Annotated in this window: 19 protein-coding genes; 1 reads left to right on the forward strand and 18 read right to left on the reverse strand. The window is 74.8% G+C overall.

Annotated features, from left to right (window positions below):
* The 18 genes from G5C62_RS14155 to ndk all read right to left on the reverse strand — a co-directional run.
* The coding region (locus G5C62_RS14155) for a ComEC/Rec2 family competence protein (RefSeq protein WP_241175893.1) at nt 1–1,540 on the reverse strand (1,540 nt) is incomplete at its 3' end.
* A gap of 104 nt (nt 1,541–1,644) precedes the next feature.
* Nucleotides 1,645–2,499 (reverse strand): ComEA family DNA-binding protein, encoded by an 855-nt coding sequence (locus G5C62_RS14160; RefSeq protein WP_164701499.1) that lies wholly within the window; start codon nt 2,497–2,499, stop codon nt 1,645–1,647.
* Nucleotides 2,500–2,637: 138 nt separating this feature from the next.
* Nucleotides 2,638–3,558, reverse strand: coding sequence for a DegV family protein (locus tag G5C62_RS14165; protein WP_164701500.1), 921 nt, complete (start codon nt 3,556–3,558; stop codon nt 2,638–2,640).
* Between the two features lie 46 nt (nt 3,559–3,604).
* Nucleotides 3,605–4,369 carry a histidine phosphatase family protein gene (locus G5C62_RS14170; RefSeq protein WP_036336685.1) on the reverse strand — a complete coding sequence of 255 codons (765 nt, stop codon included), beginning with the start codon at nt 4,367–4,369 and terminating at the stop codon, nt 3,605–3,607.
* Nucleotides 4,366–4,815 carry a ribosome silencing factor gene (gene rsfS, locus G5C62_RS14175; RefSeq protein WP_164701501.1) on the reverse strand — a complete coding sequence of 150 codons (450 nt, stop codon included), beginning with the start codon at nt 4,813–4,815 and terminating at the stop codon, nt 4,366–4,368. The genes G5C62_RS14170 and rsfS overlap by 4 nt, the downstream gene beginning before the upstream one ends.
* Entirely contained in the window at nt 4,812–5,621 is an 810-nt protein-coding gene (nadD, locus tag G5C62_RS14180; protein WP_231558382.1) for a nicotinate-nucleotide adenylyltransferase, read from the reverse strand. The genes rsfS and nadD overlap by 4 nt, the downstream gene beginning before the upstream one ends.
* Nucleotides 5,622–5,936: 315 nt before the next feature.
* Complete coding sequence (locus G5C62_RS14185; RefSeq protein WP_206330641.1) at nt 5,937–7,373, reverse strand: VWA domain-containing protein; 1,437 nt, start codon at nt 7,371–7,373, stop codon at nt 5,937–5,939.
* The gene (locus G5C62_RS14190) at nt 7,373–8,257 is read right to left on the reverse strand and encodes a MoxR family ATPase (RefSeq protein ID WP_164701502.1); all 885 of its coding nucleotides are present in this window, start codon (nt 8,255–8,257) and stop codon (nt 7,373–7,375) included. Before G5C62_RS14190 ends, G5C62_RS14185 begins: the two co-directional genes overlap by 1 nt.
* Nucleotides 8,258–8,315: 58 nt before the next feature.
* Nucleotides 8,316–9,566 carry a glutamate-5-semialdehyde dehydrogenase gene (locus G5C62_RS14195; protein WP_164701503.1) on the reverse strand — a complete coding sequence of 417 codons (1,251 nt, stop codon included), beginning with the start codon at nt 9,564–9,566 and terminating at the stop codon, nt 8,316–8,318.
* A gap of 67 nt (nt 9,567–9,633) precedes the next feature.
* Nucleotides 9,634–10,113 carry a peptide deformylase gene (def, locus tag G5C62_RS14200; protein WP_164701504.1) on the reverse strand — a complete coding sequence of 160 codons (480 nt, stop codon included), beginning with the start codon at nt 10,111–10,113 and terminating at the stop codon, nt 9,634–9,636.
* Between the two features lie 12 nt (nt 10,114–10,125).
* On the reverse strand, nt 10,126–11,247 hold the full coding sequence (gene proB, locus G5C62_RS14205) for a glutamate 5-kinase (protein WP_164701505.1): 1,122 nt from the start codon (nt 11,245–11,247) through the stop codon (nt 10,126–10,128).
* A complete protein-coding gene (gene obgE / locus G5C62_RS14210) occupies nt 11,244–12,731 on the reverse strand; it encodes a GTPase ObgE (protein WP_206330642.1) in 1,488 nt (495 codons plus the stop codon). Before obgE ends, proB begins: the two co-directional genes overlap by 4 nt.
* A 108-nt stretch (nt 12,732–12,839) precedes the next feature.
* Nucleotides 12,840–13,127 (reverse strand): 50S ribosomal protein L27, encoded by a 288-nt coding sequence (rpmA, locus tag G5C62_RS14215; protein ID WP_036336698.1) that lies wholly within the window; start codon nt 13,125–13,127, stop codon nt 12,840–12,842.
* A gap of 4 nt (nt 13,128–13,131) precedes the next feature.
* Complete coding sequence (gene rplU / locus G5C62_RS14220) at nt 13,132–13,443, reverse strand: 50S ribosomal protein L21 (RefSeq protein WP_036336731.1); 312 nt, start codon at nt 13,441–13,443, stop codon at nt 13,132–13,134.
* 231 nt (nt 13,444–13,674) lie between these two features.
* Nucleotides 13,675–17,040, reverse strand: coding sequence for an Rne/Rng family ribonuclease (locus tag G5C62_RS14225; protein ID WP_206330643.1), 3,366 nt, complete (start codon nt 17,038–17,040; stop codon nt 13,675–13,677).
* Nucleotides 17,041–17,326: 286 nt separating this feature from the next.
* Nucleotides 17,327–18,094 carry a TIGR03936 family radical SAM-associated protein gene (locus G5C62_RS14230; RefSeq protein WP_164701507.1) on the reverse strand — a complete coding sequence of 256 codons (768 nt, stop codon included), beginning with the start codon at nt 18,092–18,094 and terminating at the stop codon, nt 17,327–17,329.
* A complete protein-coding gene (locus tag G5C62_RS14235) occupies nt 18,094–20,022 on the reverse strand; it encodes a TIGR03960 family B12-binding radical SAM protein (protein ID WP_036336702.1) in 1,929 nt (642 codons plus the stop codon). The genes G5C62_RS14230 and G5C62_RS14235 overlap by 1 nt, the downstream gene beginning before the upstream one ends.
* 115 nt (nt 20,023–20,137) lie before the next feature.
* Nucleotides 20,138–20,557, reverse strand: a complete 420-nt coding sequence (ndk, locus tag G5C62_RS14240; protein WP_164701508.1) for a nucleoside-diphosphate kinase — start codon at nt 20,555–20,557, stop codon at nt 20,138–20,140.
* A gap of 72 nt (nt 20,558–20,629) precedes the next feature.
* On the opposite strand from ndk, the gene G5C62_RS14245 reads away from it, so the two are divergent.
* Nucleotides 20,630–20,851, forward strand: coding sequence for a helix-turn-helix domain-containing protein (locus G5C62_RS14245; RefSeq protein WP_164701509.1), 222 nt, complete (start codon nt 20,630–20,632; stop codon nt 20,849–20,851).
* The last annotated feature ends 2 nt before the right edge of the window (nt 20,852–20,853 follow it).

Below are 20,853 nucleotides of genomic sequence, written 5' to 3' on the forward strand. Positions count from 1 at the left end.
CGACGTCGCAGGCCACCACGACCGTGTCCGCCAGCGGCCAACCCCGGCTGAGCTGGCGCAGCGGCCAGCCGATGAGCACGACCCCCACCACGGCGGCCAGCGCCAGCGGACGCAGCCGGGGCCAGCGCCACAGCGCCCCGACCACGCCGGTCAGGACGACGGCCAGCAGGACCGCGCCCCGGGCGCCGACCGGCCAGCCGGTGGCACCGTCGGGCACGGCCGCGGCGCGCTCGGCGACGACGACCAGCCAGCGCACCGGCCAACCGGCGAGCCAGGTGAGCCCGTCGGCCAGCCAGGGCGCTGCGGGCGACACCAGGGCGGCCAGCACGCCCAGCACGGTCGCCGGGGCCACCGCGGGCGCGGCCAGCAGGTTGGCCGGCAGGGACACCAGGCTGACCAGCCCGGAGAGGCCGGCGATCAGAGGTGCGGTGACCACGCCGGCGGCCGCACTGACCGCGACGGCATCGGCCAGCGGCCGGGGCGCGCGGTGCCGGCGGAGCGCCCGGGACCAGCCCGGTGACAGCAGCACGATCGCCGCCGTGGCGGAGACCGAGAGCCCGAACCCGGGATCGGTCGCCAGCCCCGGCGCGAGGAGCAGCAGCACCAGGACGGTGAACGCCAGCGCCGGGACCGCGGCACGGGCCCGGCCGGAGGCCAGCGCCAGCACCGCCACCGCGCCCATGGCCGCGGCCCGCAACACGCTGGCCCCCGGGCGGGCGAGGACGACGAACCCGGCGATCGCCAGACCCGCGGCCAGCGCCTGCCACCGCCGGTCGACGGCCCGGGCCCGCAGCGGCCACAACACCAGCGCCACCACGATCGCCACGTTGGCCCCGGAGACGGCCGTCAGGTGCGCCAGGCCCGCGACCCGGAACTCCTCCACCAGGGCGGGGTCCATGGCGCTGGTGTCGCCCACGACCAGGCCGGGGAGCAGGCCGGCGGGGCGGTCGGGCAGGGTGCGGGCAGCCGAGTCGGCCAGCCCGGCGCGCAGGGACCCGGCCGCGTCCTGCACCACACCCGGCCCACCGATCGGATCGGGCGGTGACCGCGCCGACAGCACGGCCACGACATCGTCCCCGGGCTCCGCAGGGCGCACCAGGACGTGGAGGCGCACCGACTGACCGGGGAGCAGCCCGGCCCACTCCTCTGCCGTGCCGAAGAGCAGCACCGGGTCGCCGGCCACGATCCGGCCGGCGGCCTGGGAGACGGTCCCGTCGACGAGCACCCGGGCCGGTCCGGCACCGACCACCGGCCGCGGGTCGTCGGTCAGCTCCATGACCACCTCGACGACCGATCCGCGGTCGGCGAGCGCCAGCAGGGGTGACGCCGCCCGAGCCTGGGCCCGGACCGCCGCGGTGGCCCCGGTGACGGTGACCGCGGCCAGGCAGCCGATGACGACGCCGCGGGCCGCGACCCCTCGGAGCGTGCCCACCCGCCCGGGGCCGCCGGACAGCAGCAGACCAGCGGCACCGAGGGCCGCGACCACCGCGAGGGTGAGGAGCAGCCCGGCGGGCAGCTGGGGTGCCAGCAGGGTCAGCACCCACACGGTGGCCGCGGGTGGGACGAGTCGGAGGTCGAGCCACGACCACCGCTCCGTCGAAGGCGCCCGGTGGACCGGGCGCCGGGTACCCGGCGGTGGCATGGTCAGACCCGCACCCGCTCGGCCAGGTCGGCGAAGATCGCCGGGCCGATGCCGCTGACGTCGTCCAGCCGGTCGACGCTGGTGAACGGCCCGTGTGCGGAGCGGTGGTCGACGATCCGCTGGGCGAGCACGGGGCCGATCCCCGGCAACGCGTCCAGTTCCGCGACGGTCGCGGTGTTCAGGTCCAACAGGGCCCCGCCCACCGCCGCGCCGCCGGTCGGTCCCGCGCCGGCCACCGCCCCGGGCACCCCGACGGCGATCTGCTGGCCGTCGGTGACCACGGCAGCCGCGTTCACCGACGCCGGGTCGGCCTCGGGCAACAGCCCGCCGGCCGCGGCCAGCGCATCGGCCACCCGCGCCCCCGCCGGCAGCGTGACCAGGCCCGGGCTGCCGACCGACCCGACGACCGAGACCACGACCGTGCCGGTCGGTGCGCCGGGTGCCGGGGCAGTCGAGGCAGGTGGCACCGGGCTGTCGGTGGCCACCGCGGCACCGCTCGAGGCAGCGGCCGGCACCTGGTCGACGACCGGCCGGGCGACCCAGGTCCAGCCGACGACGACGACCGCCGCCAGCACCGCGACTCCCCACAGCGCCCAGGCGCCCGGACGACCGGGGTCGACCCGCGCGGCACGCCCGGGTGCGCGGTGCCGGCCCAGCCCCGCGGGCAGGTGAGCGGGCTCGACGGGCTGGGTCGCCCGGTCGTCCTCGTCCTCCGGCCAGCCGCCGTCGTGGCCGGACGGTGCACCCGGCTCGTCCGCGTCGGGGACCCAGCCCCCGGGCTGCCCCTCCGCCAGCAGTGCCCGGAGCCGGGCCCGGATAACGTCGGAGTCGTCGCTGCGACGGGCAGGAGGGCGCACGGCAGGGACGCTAGGGAGCCGGCGCTGCCCCCGACGAGGGCCGCGGCCAGGTTGTGGACGGCGGGCACCGTTGTGGACGGCGGCCCCCGCGCAGTGCCGGGGCCACCGGACCGTGGCCGGGTGCCCGAGCTCCCACCCTCAGTCCTGCCCGTGCTCGGACGGGCCCGGAGGTGGCGCGTCCTGCGGCCGCTGTCCTGCCTCGGTCGCGGGCCGCGGCGTGGGGTCGACGACCACCCCGACCGCTCCCGGCCCGACGTGCGCCCCGACCGCGGCTCCCAGCTCGCTGACGTACAGCTCGGTCAGCGCCGGGAGGCGGGCGGCGAGCTGGTCGGCGAGCCGTTGCGCGCGCTCCGGGGCGGCGAGGTGGTGCACCGCCGCTGCCACCGGCGCGTCACCGGCCACGTCGGCCGCGCGCTGGACCAGCCGGTTGAGCGCGCGGGCCGAGGTGCGCACCTTCTCCAGGGCGACCACCTGGCCGTCGGTCACGTGCAGCACCGGCTTCACCGCGAGGGCACTGCCCAGCAGGGCGGCCGCGGCACCGATCCGCCCGCCGCGCCGCAGGTGCTCCAGGGTGTCGACGACGAAGAAGGTGCGGGTGGCCGCTGCGGTCTGCCGCGCCGCGTCGGCCACCTCGGCGGCCGAGGCGCCGTCCGCCGCGGCCCGGGCAGCGGCCAGCACGGCGAACCCGGTGCCCATCGCGGCCGACCGGGAGTCCAGCACGGTCACCAGGTGCTCACCGACCTGCGTCGCGGCCACCTGGGCGGCGTCCAAGGTGCCCGACAGCTCCCCGGACAGGTGCACCGACACCAGCCGGTCGGCACCGCCGTCCAGCAGCCGCCGGTAGACGGCCACGAAGTCCCCCGGCGTCGGGCGGGACGTGCTGACGTGGCCGCCCCGTACGGCGAGCGAGCGGGCGACCTCGCCGGAGGTGACGTCGCTGCCCTCCCGGCCGGACCGCCCGGCGAGCACCACGTAGAGCGGCACGACCTCGATGCCGAAGTGCGCGACGACGTCGGCCGGCAGGTAGGCCGTCGAGTCGGTGACCACGGCGACGGACATGGCGCGAGGCTAGCCGCGTGGTGCGCGGCGCCGCGGGAGTGGCTGGTCAGCCCGCGTCGGCGTCGGTCGCCGGTGCGCCCTCCTCGGGGCTGGCTCCCGCCCGCGGCGCGTCGGGGGCGTCGGTGGCAGAGGGCTCGGGGAAGGGACCACGGTCACCGGTCGCCCGCACGCCACCCTCCACGCCCTCCGGCGTCGACAGGTTGTGCCGCATCAGCCGCCACCCCGAGGCCTGGAAGGACAGCTCGCTCCAGTGGCAGTTGCCCAGCGGCCCGAAGACCCGCTTGTGCTCCGCCCCCAGCCCCAGCAGCGCCTCGATCAACCGGCCGGCCGTCCCGCCGTGGGTCACCAGCACGGCCGTGGCCGCCGGCGGCAGGTCGGCCACGGCAGCCAGTGCCCGCGCGGCGACGTCGGCCTGCGCCTCCCCGCCACGCTCCGGCACCGGTCGGCCGGCCATCCAGTCGGCGTACTGCCCCGGGTGCCGGTCGGCCACCTCGTGCCGGGTCAGGCCCTCCCAGCTGCCCAGCCCGTGCTCACGCAGCCGCTCGTCGACGAGCAGTTGCACGCCCAGCAGCGGGGCCAGCGCCCCAGCCGTGTCGACCGCGCGCTGCAGGTCGCTGGAGACCAGCAGCACCTCCTGGCCCTCCAGCAGGGCGGCGAGGTGAGGCGCGGTGCGGGCGGCCTGGGCCCGCCCCTCGGCGTCCAGGGGCGGGTCGAGCTGACCTTGGAAGCGCCCGGCGGCGTTCCACTCGGTACGGCCGTGCCGCCACACGAGCAGGCGGGGCACCGCCGGGGCGTCGACGCCCCCGGTCACCGGCCGGACTCGCCCGGGACGTCCTCGCCGGCGCCGTCCTCGTCGCCGGCGGCAGCGTCCTCTGCCGGCGTGGGGGCCGCAGGGACCGCGCCGTCGGTGAACGGGATCACCGGGCAGTCCTTCCAGAGCCGCTCGAGGGCGTAGTAGGCGCGCTCCTCGGCGTGCTGGACGTGCACGACGACGTCGACGAAGTCCAGCAGCACCCACCGCCCCTCGGCCACGCCCTCGCGGCGGACCGGCTTCACACCGTGCTCGCGCAGGCGCTCCTCCACCCCGTCGACGATCGACTGGACCTGACGTTCGTTGGGCGCCGAGGTCAGGACGAACGCGTCGGTGATCGCCAGGCGGTCACTGACGTCGACGATCGAGACGTCGGTGGCGAGCTTGTCGGCGGCGGCCTGCGCTGCGATGAGCGCGGTCTCGCGTGCCTCGTCCGAGGCGGTCATCGGGGGATCTCCTGCAGGTCGGGGGACGGATCGTCCCCGTGGGTGGGGGTGTCGCTCAGGTCGGGTGGGGTGGCCGCGGTCTCGCGGTGGTCGATGGCCGCGGGCTCCCGATGGTCCATGGTCGCGGACTCCCGGTGGTCGAGGGCCAGGAGCCGCTCGGCCGGGAAGCCACTGACCCGCGGCGCGGTGTCGGCCAGCAGCTCGTCGGCCCCGGCCGTGCCGGGGTGGTACAGCCCGCGCTTCTCGATGTACTGCACCACACCGTCGGGCACCAGGTACCAGACGGGCCGCCCCCGGCGCACCCGGTCGCGGCAGTCGGTGGAGCTGATCGCCAACGCCGGCACCTCGACCAGGCTGACCGCGCCGCGCGGGAGGTCGGCGTCGGCCAGCTGGTACCCGGGCCGGGTGACGCCCACGAAGTGCGCCAGCTGGAAGAGCTTGTCCGTCTCCCGCCAGCCCACGATCTGGGCGAGCGCGTCGGCGCCGGTGATGAAGAACAACTCGGCGTCGGGGTGGAGGCGGTGCAGATCGCTGAGGGTGTCGATGGTGTACGTCGGCCCGCCCCGGTCGACGTCGACCCGGCTGACGGAGAACCGCGGGTTGGAGGCGGTCGCGATGACGGTCATCAGGTAGCGGTCCTCGGCAGGGCTCACGCCCCGGTCGGACTTCTGCCAGGGCTGACCGGTCGGCACGAAGACGACCTCGTCGAGCCCGAACAGCCCGGCGACCTCGCTGGCGGCCACCAGGTGCCCGTGGTGGATGGGGTCGAACGTCCCGCCCATCACCCCGAGTCGACGTCCTGCCACCGATCGAGCCTAGCCCGGCCCCGCCGGGGCCGGTCGTCCGACCACCGGCTCCGGCGACCGGCGGGAAGGGCACGACGGCCGGGTGCCGCCGGTGTGCGCCGGTCGGCGACCGGCTCCCCCGTGCCGCCGCTCGCCACCGAGGTGGCACCGCGTGATCGCAGCACCCCGTGCTCCGGCCCCGTCGTCCACCCTGCCGTCGTGCCCGATCGGACGATGCCGTCTGGTTTCCGGGTCTGCAGGGAGGGACTCCGATGGGAACGATTCCGTCGGCGTGTCGTCATGTTCGGGGACGCACCAGGGGCGGCCGGGGCCGGCTCAAAGGGTGGTGACGAAGTCCGCCAGCTGCGCCGCGGTGCGGACCTCCACCATCGGGACGACGTCGGCGTACCGGTCCGCGGCCGAGTCGCCGCTCCCCCACAGCCGGCGTGGCTCCGGGTTGAGCCAGTGGGCCGACCGTGATCGCCGCACCAGGTCGGCCAGCGTCGGCAGGCCCGGGTGCCGGTAGTTGGTGCGACCGTCGCCGAGCACCAGCAGCGACGTCTTCGGGCCGACCGCCGCCGGCCACCTCTCGGCGAAGACCTCCAGCGCGTTGCCGTAGTCGCTGTGCCCGTCGAAGCTGACCACGTCGGCCTCCCGGCCGATCCGGGCGATCGCGTCGACCACGTCGGCCCCGGGGGTGAAGAACCGGGTCACCTCGTCGGTCGAGTCGACGAAGGCGAAGGCCCGCACGCCGCTGAAGTGCTCGCGCAGCGCCTGGGTGAGCATCAGGGTGAAGTGGCTGAAGCCGGCCACCGAGCCACTGACGTCGCAGAGCACCACCAGCTCGGGCTTGTGCACCGCCCGCGGCCGGTGGTGCGTGACCAGCGGCATCCCGCCGGTGGCCAGCGAGGCGCGCACCGTGCGGCGGAAGTCCAGCCGCCCGGCCCTGCCCAGCCGCCGGCGGGCCGACAGCCGCACGGCCAGCCGCCGGGCCAGCGGCGCCACGGTGCGGCGCAGCTCGGCGAGGTCGGCCTGCTGGGCGCGGAGGAAGTCGACCTGGTCGGCCATCGGGCGAACGGCGTTGCGGGCGACCTTGTCCCGTCCCTTCTCCGCGGCGGTGCGGCGCCGCACCTCGGCCTCCACCGCCGTCCGGAACGCCGCGATCCGCTCCTTCGCCGTCGACCGGGCCACCTGCTCGGCCAGCCCGCCGGCCTCACCGCCGGCGAGCATCCCGGCAAGCAGCTGCGCCACCAGCGTGTCCGGCGACAGCGCGCGCAGCACCCGGTAGCTGAAGAACGACTGCCCCGAGGGGGTGGGCGCCCCGGCGCCGAGCTGGTCGACCGCCAGCCGGGCGAACCGGCGCAACGCCTCCTCGTCCCCCTCCAGCAGCAACCGCAGCAGCTCCGCGCGCAGCGCAGCGGCCAGGGCGCCGGGGTCGCCCACCGGCAGGGGTCCGTCGGTGCCGGGCTCGCCGTCCTCGCCGCCGTCCCCGGCTCCGTCGTCGCCCGCGACGGGCACGGGCCGGTCGGTCAGCGGCCACCAGAGGTCGAACAGCACGTCGAAGACCTCGCGCTGGGCGGCCCGGCGGAGCAGCACCGCGGCCAGACCGTGCCGCAGTTGCTCCCGGTCGAGCAGGTCGACGACGGTGAGCACCTGGGCGGCGTCCACGGCCTGGCTGATCCCGACCGGCACGCCGGCCTCCCGCACCGCGCGGACGAAGCCGTCGAGGTGCCCGACGAGACCACCCGGCTCGACGGCGGCTCCCGGCGGCATCAGTTCAGCCGGAGCTCGGCGGCGGCCCGGGCCTGGTCACTGGCGTGCTTGAGCACCACGCCCAGCGTCGAGCGCATCGCCGACTCGTCCAGGGTGTCCAGGCCGAGGGCCAGCAGCGTCTGCGCCCAGTCCAGCGTCTCGGAGATCGACGGCGCCTTCTTCAGCTCCAGCGCCCGCAGGGCCCGGACCGTGCGCACCAGCTGGTCGGCCAGCCCCGGAGCGAGGTCGGGGACCCGGGAGAGCACGATCTCCCGCTCCCGCTCGGCGCTCGGGTAGTCCAGCGCCAGGTACAGACGACGCCGCTTGAGCGCCTCGGACAGCTCGCGGGTGGCGTTGGAGGTGAGCACCACGAGCGGCCGGCGGGTGGCGGTGATCGTGCCCAGCTCGGGGATGGTGACCTGGAAGTCGCTGAGCACCTCCAGCAGGAGGCCTTCCACCTCGACGTCGGCCTTGTCGGTCTCGTCGATGAGGAGCACGGTCGGCTCGGTGCGCCGGATCGCGGTCAGCAGCGGCCGGGCGAGCAGGAACTCCTCACCGAAGACGTCGTCGTGCACGGTGTCCCAGTCGGCACCGCCGGTGCCCGCCGCGGAGATCCGGAGCAGCTGCTTCTTGTAGTTCCACTCGTACAGCGCCCGCGCCTCGTCCAGGCCCTCGTAGCACTGCAGCCGGATGAGCTCCGAGCCCGTCGCGGCGGCCATCGCCTTGGCCAGCTCGGTCTTGCCCACCCCGGCCGGGCCCTCCACCAGCAGCGGCTTGCCCAGCCGGTCGGCCAGGAAGACGGTCGTGGCGATCTGGGCGTCGGGCAGGTACCCGGCGGCCGACAACCGCGTCGTCACGTCCGCCACGTCGGCGAACTGGGCGGCGTGCGTGGGCGTGCGGGACATGCGGCTCCCTCGTTGGGGCGGCGGGGCGGGTAGGCGCTCGTGCGGATGCGTACCGGGGTCAGCGAGTGTGGCCGTTGCCCGTGACGACGTAGGTGGTGGAGGTGAGCTCCGGCAGCCCGAGCGGGCCACGGGCGTGCAGCTTCTGGGTAGAGATGCCGATCTCGGCGCCGAACCCGAACTCGCCACCGTCGGTGAACCGGGTGGAGGCGTTGACCAGCACCGCGGCCGCGTCGACCCCGGCGGTGAACTCGGCGATCGCCCGGGCGGAGTCGGCCACGATCGCCTCGCTGTGCCCGCTCCCCCACCGGCTGATGTGGTCCAGCGCGCCGGGCAGGTCGTCGACCACCCGGACGGCCATGTCCAGCGACAGGTACTCGGTGGCCCAGTCCTCGTCGGTGGCGGGGACGACGCCCTCGTGGGCCTCGGCCGCGGCCTCGTCGCCGTGCAGCGTGACCCCGGCGTCGGCCAGGGCGGCCAGCAGGCGGGGCAGGAAGGCGACGTCCCGGTGCACCAGCAGGGTCTCCGCGGAGTTGCACACGCTGACCCGGGAGGTCTTGGCGTTCAGCACGATCGCCTCGGCCATCGCCGGGTCGGCGGAGGCGTCGACGTAGACGTGGCAGTTGCCCACGCCGGTCTCGATCACCGGCACGGTCGCCTCCCGCACCACCCGGTTGATCAGCGAGGCCCCACCCCGCGGGATGACGACGTCGACCAGACCACGGGCGTTCAGCAGCTCCCCGACCGATGCCCGGTCCGCCGGCAGCAGGGCGATCGAACCGGCGGGCAACCCGGCCTTCTCGGCGGCCTCGGTGAGGACGGCGACCAGCGCGGTGTTGGTGCGGTGCGCGGAGCCGGACCCGCGCAGCAGCGCGGCGTTCCCGCTCTTCAGGCAGAGCCCGGCGGCGTCGACGGTCACGTTGGGCCGGGCCTCGTAGACGATCCCGACCACGCCGAGCGGCACGCGCACCTGGCGCAGCTGCAGCCCGTTGGCCAGCGTGGACCCGCGGACGACGTCGCCGACCGGGTCGGGCAGCGAGACCAGGTCCCGCAGCGCGTCGGCCACCGCGGCCAGCCGCGCCGGGTCCAGCCGCAGCCGGTCCAGCACCGAGGCCGGCGTGCCGTCCGCCGCGGCGGCCTCGACGTCGGCGGCGTTGGCGGCGAGCACCTCGTCGGCCCGCTCCAGCAGTGCCTGCGCCATCGCGGCCAGCGCGGCGTCCTTGGTCTCGGTGGGCAGGGTGCGCAGCACGCGGGCGGCCTCACGGGCGCGGACCGCGGCGGCCCCGATCAGCGGGAAGTCGGCGTCGGACACGCGTCGAGGTTACGCGCGGGCCCCGTGCCGGGTCCCGCCGCGAGCCTACGGGCGGTGGGGGCCTCCCTCAGCTGCGCAGGGCGCGGAGCACCTGCTTGCGGGCCTCGCCGGTCAGCCGGTCGACGAAGAGCTTCCCGTCGAGGTGGTCGACCTCGTGCTGCAGGCACCGGGCGAGAAGCCCGCTGCCCTCGATCCGCAGCGGCTCACCGTGCACGTCGAACCCCTCGGCGACGCAGTGCATCGCCCGCACGGTGGGGGCGTAGAGCCCCGGGATCGACAGGCAGCCCTCGTCGTCGTCCTGGGTCTCCTCGCTGCGCTCGGCGATCACCGGGTTCACCATGTGCCCGATGACGCCGTCGACGTTGTAGGAGAAGACCCGCAGGCCGACCCCGATCTGGGTCGCCGCCACACCGGCCCGGCCGGGGTGGTCGACGGTCTCCTCCAGGTCGCGGACGAGCGCGGCGAGGTCCTTGTCGAAGGCGCGGATCGGGTCGGCCGGGGTGCGCAGCACCGGGTCACCGATCTCGCGGATGGATCGAACAGTCACGGGGGCAGTGTCTCAGCCGGGCGTGCGGCGCCCGACGAGGACCATCTCGTCGCGGTGGACGACCTCGCGGCGGTACTCGGGGTCCAGGTCCCCGGTCTTGCGCCCCAGCAGCGCCGGCAGCTCGCGGGCGTCGTAGGCGACCAGGCCGCGGGCGACCACCTCGCCGTCCGGGCCGACCAGCTCCACCGGGTCGTCGGCGAGGAACTCCCCGGTCACGCCGGTGATGCCCGCGGCGAGCAGTGAGGCGTGCCGTTCCCGGACGGCACGGACCGCGCCCTCGTCGAGCAGCACCCGGCCGCGGGGGCGGCTGGCATAGCGGAGCCAGAACTGCCGGGCCGAGGGACGCCGCCCGGTCGGGGCGAACAGCGTGCCCACCTGCTCCCCGGCCAGCGCGTCCGCCGCCTGTGCGGTGGAGGTGACCACGACGGGCACCCCCGCGGCCGAGGCGATGAACGCAGCCTCGACCTTGGTGGCCATCCCGCCGGTGCCGACGCCGTTGCGGCTGGCCGAGCCCAGCGTCACCGCCGCCAGGTCCGCCGGGCTGCGCACGGTGTCGACCAGCGCGGCCGGGCCGGTGCGCGGGTCGCCGTCGTAGACGCCGTCCACGTCGGAGAGCAGCAGCAGGGCGTCGGCCATGGCGACGTGGGCGACCAGCGCGGCGAGCCGGTCGTTGTCGCCGAACCGGATCTCCTCGGTGGCGACCGTGTCGTTCTCGTTGACGATCGGCAGCACGCCGAGCGCGAGCAGCCGCTCGATCGTCTGCTGCGCGTTGCGGTAGTGGCTGCGCCGGGTCAGGTCGTCGGCGGTGAGCAGCACCTGGCCGACGGTCACGTCGTGGGCGGCGAAGGCGTCGGCGTAGGTCTGCACCAGCCGCAGCTGCCCGACGCTCGCAGCCGCCTGGGCGGTGGCCAGGTCGCGGGGGCGGCCGGCCAGCCCCAGCGGCGCCAGCCCCGCGGCGATCGCCCCGGAGGAGACGAGCACGACCTGCCGGCCGGCGGCCCGCAGCGCGCCGAGGACGTCGACCAGCGCCCGCAGGCGGGTCTCGTCCAGCCCGCCGGGCAGCGTGGTCAGCGACGAGGAGCCGACCTTGACCACCACCCGCTGCGCGGCGGCGATCTCCGCGCGGGCGGTCACCGGTCGGTGTCGTCGAGGAGGTCGGCGTCGATCCAGCCGTCGCCCTCGGTGACCTCGTACGGAAGCCGGCGGGCCTTCTTGGCCAGCAGTCGCTCCTCGGCCGACAGCCGGGTGTTGTCCTCCAGCCGGGTGTCGGTACCGCGGCCGCCGAGGCCCGCGGTCTCCTCGATGGTGAGCGTGCCGGCCGGCAGGGTGGGCTCCCAGTCGAACGTGACGTCACCGACGGTGATCGCGTCACCGGGGACGGCGCCGGCCTTGGCCAGCCCTTCTTCGACACCGAGGCGGTTGAGCCGGTCGGCCAGGTAGCCCACGGCCTCGTCGTTGTTGAAGTCGGTCTGCCGGACCCAGCGCTCCGGGCGCACCCCGAGCACGACCCACCCGTCGGTGCGGGGATCGCGCTCGACGGTGAAGCCGCCGTCGTCGACGGCGCGCGGCGTGATGGTGATCGGGGCCGGTGGGAGGTCCGGCAGCGAGGCGCGGTGCTCGCGGACGGCGGCGGCGAGCGCGTAGCCCAGCTCGGTCACCCCTTCCCCGGTGGCCGCGCTGATCGGGAAGACCTGCAGGCCGCGCTCCTCCAGCGAGGCGCGCACGAGGTCGACGAGCTCGCGGCCGTCCGGCACGTCGATCTTGTTCAGCACGGCGATCCGCAGCCGGCCGACCAGGTCGAGGTCCTCGCCGCCGTACTCGCGCAGCTCGTGCTCGAGTGCCTCGATGTCGGTCTCCGGGTCGCGGCCGGGCTCCATCGTCGCCATGTCGACCACGTGCACCAGGACGGCGCAGCGCTCGACGTGCCGGAGGAACTCCAGGCCCAGGCCCTTGCCCACGGAGGCGCCGGGGATCAGGCCGGGGACGTCGGCCATCGTGTAGGTCGTGTCGCCGGAACGGATCACGCCCAGCTGCGGCACCAGCGTGGTGAAGGGGTAGTCGGCGATCTTGGGGCGGGCAGCCGACATCGAGGCGACGAGGGAGGACTTCCCGGCCGACGGGTACCCGACCAGACCGACGTCGGCGATGCTCTTCAGCTCGAGGACGGCGTCCACGGCCTCGCCGGGCTCGCCGAGCAGCGCGAACCCGGGGGCCTTGCGGCGGGCGTTGGCCAGGGCCGCGTTGCCCAGACCGCCCTTGCCGCCACGTGCCAGGACGAGCCGGGCACCGTCGCCGACCAGGTCGGCGACGACCTGACCGTCGACGCTCACGACGGTGCCGGAGGGCACGCCGAGCACGAGGTCGGCCCCGCGTCCGCCGTTGCGGTAGTCGCCGGCTGCCTGCTTGCCGTTGCCGGCCTTCTGGTGCGGGCGGTGGTGGAAGTCCAGCAGGGTGTGCACGCTGGGGTCGACCTGGAGGACGACGTCGCCGCCGTCACCGCCGTCGCCCCCGTCGGGACCGCCCAGCGGCTTGAACTTCTCGCGGTGCACGGAGCTGACCCCGTTGGCACCCTTGCCTGCCGAGACGTGGACCGTCACGCGGTCGACGAAAGCGGCCATGATCGCCGCCTCTCTGCGCTACGGCCGAACTGTCCGGAAAGGGGAACGGGTGGCGGCGCCGAGAATCGGCGCCGCCACCCGGTCAGAGCTGGTCGTGCTGGGTGGTGCTCAGACCGAGGCGGTCTCACGGGCGGCAACCGGGGCGCCGACGGCCGTGATGGCGACCTCGCGGCGGCCGCGGCGGAACCCGAAGGTCACCGAGCCGGGCACGAGCGCGAACAGGGTGTCGTCCTTGCCGCGGCCGACGCCGAGACCCGGGTGGAAGTGGGTGCCGCGCTGGCGGACGATGATCTCACCGGCCTTGACGACCTGACCACCGAAGCGCTTGACGCCCAGGCGCTGGGCGTTGGAGTCGCGACCGTTACGGGACGACGATGCGCCCTTCTTGTGTGCCATGTCGTCAGCCCTTCGTGATGTCGCGGACCACGACGCTGGTCAGGGGCTGACGGTGCCCCTGGCGCTTGTGGTAGCCCGTCTTGTTCTTGAACTTGTGGATGTGGATCTTCGGGCCCTTGCCGTGCTCGACGATCTCGCCGGTCACGGTGACGCCGGCGAGCGTCTGAGCGTCGGCGGTGACGGTGTCGCCGTCGACCAGCAGGATGGCCGGAAGGGTGACGGTGTCACCGGCCTCTCCGCTGAGGCGGTTGATGGTGAACGTGTCACCGACACCCACCTTGTGCTGCGCTCCACCGGCCTTGACGACTGCGTACACCACTGACTCCTCGATCGGTTCCATGTGTCCAGCACTGTGTCCTGCGCGCACGACCGCCACGAGGGTCGAGTGCTGGACGTGCTGCTCGCGCCCCCCAGGCGGCACCGGAGTGCGCGGCCCGTGGTGGAGCAACCCGTCCAGCGTACCCGAGGCGGCGTGCCCGGGTCGAACCGCGTAGGAGCGGTCCGACCCGGCCCCCGGGCGAGGCGGCGCCCTGCCCGGGGTCCTCGGTCAGGCGGGCGGGCCTGCGGGCCGCGAGGCGGCCCTGCGGCGCCGCGGCCGGACCACCGGCACGTCCTGGTCGGCCACGGGCTCGGCGACCGGTCCGGGCGCCACGGCGACGGTCGGCTCCGACCGCTCCGCAGCCGCAGCCGGGACGTCCGGGGCGGACGTCGGCGCCGCCACCGCAGCGGCGAGGACGGTGTCCGGCGTCGACTCCTCGGCGGGCGTCGGCTCCTCGGCGACCACCTGCACGGCCGTCTCGCCGGCGGGCAGCGGCTCCTCGTCGGCGGGTGCCCCGTCAGCGGGCGCCTCGGCGACCGCAGCGTCCTCGGCCCCACGGGCCTCGGCCGACCCGCGGCCGCGGCGGCCCCGGTTGCGACGGCCACGGCCCTCACCGGCCGGCTCGGTCGTCGGCTCGGCGACCTGCTCCCCCGCGGCCTGCTCACCCGCAGCGGGCTCGTCGAAGGACGCCCCGCCCTGCAGCGCCATGGCGTCCGCGACGTCCCAGCCCGCGGCCGGGTCCTCGCGACGGGACGTCGCGGAGCCCCCGTCCGCCGTGTCCAGGGCCGTCTGGTCCGCTGCCGGGCCCTGGTCGACCTCAGGGGCCGGCGAACCGGCGTCCACGGGACCGCGCTCGGTGGCGTTGCCGCCCCGGGAGCCACGGTCCCGACCACCCCGGCTGCGACGCCCGCGACCGCCGCCGGTCTCGGCGGCGTCGCCGCCCGGCACGTCGGCCACGTCGCCGGCCGGGGCGGCCTCCACCGTCGCCGGGGCGGCCTCCACCGTCACCGGCGTGGTCTCCTCGGCGACGGGGATCGGGACGTCGGCGTCCTTGGGCCGGTCGTCCCGGCCCTTGTCCCGGCCCTTGTCGGAGCCGGCACCGCTGCCCGAGCCGGACCCGTTCCCCGAGTCGCCCCGGTTGCGACCGCCGCCACCGTTGCCGGCTGCGCCGTTGCCGCCTGCGCCGTTGCCGCCGCCGCCGTTGCCGCTGGACCGCTTCTTCTCGTCCACCGGGTCCACCTGCACCAGCACACCCCGACCGCGGCAGTGGTCACACGGCTCGGAGAAGACCTCCAGCAGGCCCTGACCCACGCGCTTGCGGGTCATCTGCACCAGGCCCAGCGAGGTCACCTCGGCGACCTGGTGCTTGGTGCGGTCGCGGCCGAGGCACTCGGTGAGCCGCCGCAGCACGAGGTCGCGGTTGCTCTCCAGGACCATGTCGATGAAGTCGATGACGATGATCCCGCCGATGTCGCGCAGCCGGAGCTGGCGGACGATCTCCTCGGCGGCCTCGATGTTGTTCCGGGTGACGGTCTGCTCGAGGTTGCCGCCGGAGCCGACGAACTTGCCGGTGTTCACGTCGACGACCGTCATCGCCTCGGTGCGGTCGATGACCAGCGAGCCACCCGAGGGCAGCCACACCTTGCGGTCCAGCGCCTTCATCAGCTGCTCGTCGATCCGCAGGTCGCGGAAGACGTCGCCGGTGCCGGTGTAGCGCTGCAGCCGTTCGGACAGCTCCGGGGAGACGTGTGCGACGTAGGCCTCGACGGTGTCCCAGGCGTCGTCGCCCTGGACGACCAGCCGCTTGAAGTCCTCGTTGAAGACGTCGCGGATGACCCGGATCGCCAGGTCCGGCTCGCCGTAGAACAGCGTCGGCGCGTTGCTGGTCGAGGAGGCCTTGGTCTGGATGACCTCCCACTGCGCCTGCAGCCGGGCCACGTCGCGGGTGAGCTCCTCCTCCGAGGCGCCCTCCGCGGCCGTGCGGATGATGACGCCGGCGTCCTCGGGGACGATCTTCTTCAGGATGTCCTTGAGCCGCTGGCGCTCCTTGTCCGGCAGCTTGCGGCTGATGCCGGTCATCGAGCCACCGGGCACGTAGACCAGGAAGCGGCCGGGCAGGTTGACCTGCTGGGTCAGCCGGGCGCCCTTGTGGCCGATCGGGTCCTTGGTCACCTGGACCAGGACCTTGTCGCCGGACTTGAGCGCGGTCTCGATCGAGCGGGACTTCCCGGACAGGCCGGCGGCGTCCCAGTTGACCTCACCGGCGTACAGGACGGCGTTGCGGCCCTTGCCGATGTCGACGAAGGCGGCCTCCATGCTGGGCAGCACGTTCTGCACGCGGCCCAGGTAGACGTTGCCCGCGAACGAGGTGGCCTGTGCCTGGGTGACGTAGTGCTCCACCAGGACGTCGTCCTCCAGGACGGCGATCTGGGTGCGCTCCCCCTGCTGGCGGATGACCATCGCCCGGTCCACGGCCTCACGCCGGGCCAGGAACTCCGACTCGCTCAGGATCGGCGCGCGGCGACGGCCACCGTCGCGGCCCTCCCGGCGGCGCTGGCGCTTGGCCTCGAGCCGGGTGGAGCCGGCCACGCCGCGGACGTCGTCGTCGCTGGAGGTGCGGCCGTTGCGGCCGGCCCGCTCGGGACGGTCGTCGGCGTCCTCGGTGCTGTCCTCGCTGCTGCCGTTCTCGCCGCTGCTGCCGCGGCGACGACGCCGGCGGCGACGGCGGGTGCTCGAACCCGAGCCACCCTCGGCGGCGTCGTCGTCCTCGCCCTCGTCGTCCTGGCCCTCGGGCTCGGTGCCGTCGTCGGACTCCTCGGCGCCGGCCGGGGTGTCGGTGTCCTCGTCGTCGCGGTCGCCGTCGGTGCCGTCCTCGCCGGTGCGGCCACGGCCGCGGCCCCGACGGCCCCGACGCCGACGACGGCTGCCCGAGGAGCCGCCGTCCTCGCCGTCACGGTCGTCGGAGTCCTCGAGGTCCCGCTCGTCGGTCTCGGTGGTCTCGGTGGTCTCGGCGTCCTCAGCCTCGACCGGCTCGCTCTCGGCCGCGCTGCGGCGGCGGCTGCGGGAACGCCGCGGCGGTGCCTGCTCCTCGTCACGCTCGTCGGTGGCCGGGCGGTCGTCGGTCCGGCCGGCGTCCGCGTCGGTCGACTCGGTCGGCGACTCGGCCTGGGGACGGCGGCTGCGGCGGCGCGGTGCGGCGACCTCGGGCTCAGGGGCCACGAAGCTGACGAAGGCGGGGGCCACCGGCGAGAGCTGCGGTGCCGGGGGCTCGACCGAATCGGGGTCGGCGGTCACAGCCGGCCGGGTGGCCCGGCGGCGGGGCCGGGCGGTGACGGTGGTGGGCTCGGGCGAGCTGAACTGTGCCCCGAAGCTGGGGGGCTCATGCTCGGGCTGGGGGGTGACCGCCTCGGCCACCGGGACCTCGACCTGCTCCTCGGAGAGGTCGTCGGCCGACGGCTCGGCGTCCGGCTCCGCGGGCGACCCGTCATCCGCGGCCGGCTCCGCGGCGAGGCCGCCGAGCAGATCGGCGTCAGGCGCCGATCCGTCCGCGGCGCTGGTGTCGGTGCTGTTCTCGTTGTCGTTGTGGTCGGCCACGAAGGGCTCGCCTCCTGTGCGTCCCCGGGCGCCGATCGTCTCCGACTGGCGGCCGCGCAGGAACGTGGGTTGGGCGGATCGGGCGGCCGCTGGGAGCGGCGGTTCTGCCCGGCCCGCGAAGTCTGGTCCGCGCCCCGGCCGATGCGGCTGGGGCCCGGTGGTGCAGCGTGCTGAACACAGGTGGTGCGGTGGTTCGAGAGTTCGGGTGGTGCCGAGTTCAGGTGATGCAGCGCCACGGCTGGCAGACGTGTCGCAGGCGACGCCCGGCACATCCGGTCCCGCCGGGTCAGACCTGAGCCGGCTCCCCCTGGCAGCGGGAACTGGCCTCGCGGTCGGGCCCCAGCGGATCGGCGACGTCACCGCTGTCGTCGAGCCGGCCCTGCGCCTCACGCACGGCCCGGGCGGGCAACGGCGGGTGCAGGTCGGCGACGGCAGCCAGAGCGGCCATCACGTCATCCGGTCGCACGGTCGGCGTGAGCTGCCGTACGACCACGAGCAGTATGGCACAACCTGCCTCAACAGCGACCGCGGCGGAGACGACGGCCTCCCGCGCGTCGACGTCCTTGGTGCCGTTCTTGGTCCGCTTCGCGACCAGCACCACCTCCTGGGCGAGGAAGGCCTGTACCGCCACGGAGAGCTCGTCGGCGTCCACCCCGGGCAGGTCGATCCGCCACCGGGTGGCGTCCAGCCGGTCGGCCAGGGACCCGCTGCCCTCGACAGCCTCGACGCACTCCAGGACGTCGATGCCCGGGGGCAGTGAGGCGTCCAGTGCGGCCCGCACCTGCTCCGGGTCGCGCCGTGCGGAGAGCCCGATCTCGAAGTACTCCGCCTCCGAGGCCGCGCCGGTGGGCGCCGCGCCCATGTAGGAGATCTTCGGGTGCGGGCTGAAGCCGGCGGAGAACGCCATCGGGACCTGCGCGCGGCGCAGCGCCCGCTCCAGGGCGCGGGCGAGGTCGCGGTGCGAGGCGAAGCGCAGCGGACCGCGCTTGGTGTAACGCAGCCGCAGCTTCTGCACGGTGGGCGGCGGCGGTGGGCCGTCCGGGGTGCGGGCCACTACCGACCGACGGGGGTCAGGGGCAGCAGGCTGCGCCCGGTGGGCCCGATCTGGATGTCAGTGCCCATGGTCGGGCAGACGCCACAGTCGTAGCAGCCGGTCCAGCGGCAGTCGCCGACCTCGTCCTCGGAGATCGCGTCCTGCCAGTCGTCCCAGAGCCACTCCTTGTCCAGCCCGGAGTCCAGGTGGTCCCAGGGCAGCACCTCGTGCTCGGTGCGCTCCCGGGTGGTGTACCAGTCCAGGTCGACCCCGAACGCGGCCAGCTCCTCGGCCGCGGCGGTGACCCAGCGCTGGTAGGAGAAGTGCTCGCTCCAGCCGTCGAAGTGCCCACCGTCGCGCCAGACCCGCTCGATGACCCGGCCGACCCGGCGGTCGCCGCGGGACAGCAGCCCCTCGATGACGCCGGGCTTGCCGTCGTGGTAGCGCAGGCCGATCGAGCGGCCGATCCGGCGGTCGGCGTTGATCGCCTCGCGCAGGATCTTGAGCCGGTGGTCGATCGTCTCGGCGCTGGCCTGGGCGGCCCACTGGAAGGGCGTGTGCGGCTTGGGCACGAAGCCACCGATGGAGACGGTGCAGCGGATGTCCTTGCTGCCACTGGCCTCCCGGCCGGCGCGGATCACCTCGACCGCCAGCTCGGCGATCTCCAGCACGTCCTCGTCGGTCTCGGTGGGCAGGCCGCACATGAAGTACAGCTTCACCTGGCGCCAGCCGTTGGCGTAGGCCGTGGTGACCGTGCGGACCAGGTCCTCCTTGGACACGGTCTTGTTGATCACCCGGCGGATCCGCTCGCTGCCGCCCTCGGGGGCGAAGGTCAGCCCGGAGCGGCGGCCGTTGCGGGAGAGCTCGTTGGCCAGGGTGACGTTGAAGGCGTCGACCCGGGTGCTGGGCAGGCTCAGGCCGGTGTTGGTGCCCTCGTACCGGTCGGCGAGCTCCTTGGCCAGCTGGCCGATCTCGGAGTGGTCGGCGCTGCTCAGCGAGAGCAGCCCGACCTCCTCGTAGCCGGTGGCCTTGAGGCCGGCGTCGACCATCGAGCCGATGCCGGTGATCGTCCGCTCGCGGACCGGGCGGGTGATCATCCCGGCCTGGCAGAACCGGCAGCCACGGGTGCAGCCGCGGAAGATCTCCACGCTCATCCGCTCGTGCACGCTCTCGGCCAGCGGGACCAGCGGCTGCTTGGGGTAGGGCCACTCGTCGAGGTCCATCACGGTGCGCTTGGCGACCTTGGCCGGGACGTCGTCCCGGGTGCGCCGCACCTCGGCGATCGTGCCGTCGGCGGCGTAGCTGACCCCGTAGAAGCGGGGCACGTAGACCCCGTCGACGCGGGCGAGCCGGGCCAGCAGCTCGACCCGTCCTCCGGGACGGCCCTGCTCCTTCCAGGCGGCGACGACGTCGGTCATGTCGCCGACGACCTGCTCGCCGTCGCCGAGGACCGCGCAGTCGACGAAGTCGCTGACCGGCTCGGGGTTGAAGGCGGCGTGCCCACCGGCGACGACCACCGGGTGGCTCTCGTCGCGGTCGACCGCGTGCAGCGGGACACCGGCGAGGTCGAGCGCCTCGAGCAAGTTGGTGTACCCCAGCTCGGTGGCGAAGCTGACGCCGAGCAGGTCGAACTCCCGCACCGGGCGGTGGGCGTCGACGGTGAACTGGCCGACCCCGTGCTCGCGCATGAGCCCGGCCAGGTCCGGCCAGACGGCGTAGGTGCGCTCGGCCAGGGCGTCGGGGCGCTCGTTGAGCACCTCGTAGAGGATCATGAGGCCCTGGTTGGGCAGCCCGACCTCGTAGGCGTCGGGGTACATCAGCGCCCAGTGGACGGCGACGTCGTCCCACGGCTTCACCTGGGCGTTGAGCTCGCCACCGACGTACTGGATCGGCTTCTGCACCTGGGCGAGGAGTGGCTCGAGGCGGGGGTATAGCGATTCCACAGTCATGACCCGCCCAGGGTAGCCGCTGCCCCAGGGGCCGAAGTCCCGACTTCGGCCCTCAGACCCCCTCGCCGGGGCCCACCGCGAGCTCGCGAGTGGTGGGGGGCGAGGGGGTCCTCCCTCAGAGAGCCGGGAAGAACAGCGCGATCTCGCGCGCGGCCGACTCGGGCGAGTCGGAGCCGTGCACGATGTTGGCCTGCACCTCGAGGGCGAAGTCGCCGCGGATCGTGCCGGGGGCGGCCTTCACCGGGTCGGTGGCGCCGGCCAGCGCGCGGAATGCCTCGATGGCCCGCGGCCCCTCGATCACGAGGGCCAGCAGCGGCCCCCCGGTGATGAACTCGACCAGCGAGCCGAAGAACGGCCGCTCGCGGTGCTCGCCGTAGTGCTCCTCGGCGACCTCGGTGGTCAGGGTGCGCAGCTCGGCGGCGACCAGGCGCAGGCCCTTGGCCTCCAGGCGGGCGATGACCTGGCCGACCAGGCCGCGGGCAACGCCGTCGGGCTTGACCAGGACCAGCGAACGCTCAGCAGTGGGTGCAGACACGCCCGGGAGCGTACGGGACGTCGACTGTCAATCCAGGTTGACAGCTCACGGCTGTCAATCTAGGTTGACGACATGGCCTCCCCCACCGACGTCACCACCGCCGCCGCGGCCGACGACCCGGACACCGGGCTCCGTGCCATCCGCGCGCTGCGCGACCTCGCCGACCGCCTCGAGGTGCTCCAGGTCGGCAACGCCCGGGCGCGCGGCTGGTCCTGGCAGCAGATCGCCGACGCCCTCGGCGTCAGCAAGCAGGCCGTCCACAAGAAGCACGCCCACTCGAGAAGGGACCGCTGACG

Source organism: Modestobacter sp. KNN46-3, assembly GCF_011039295.1.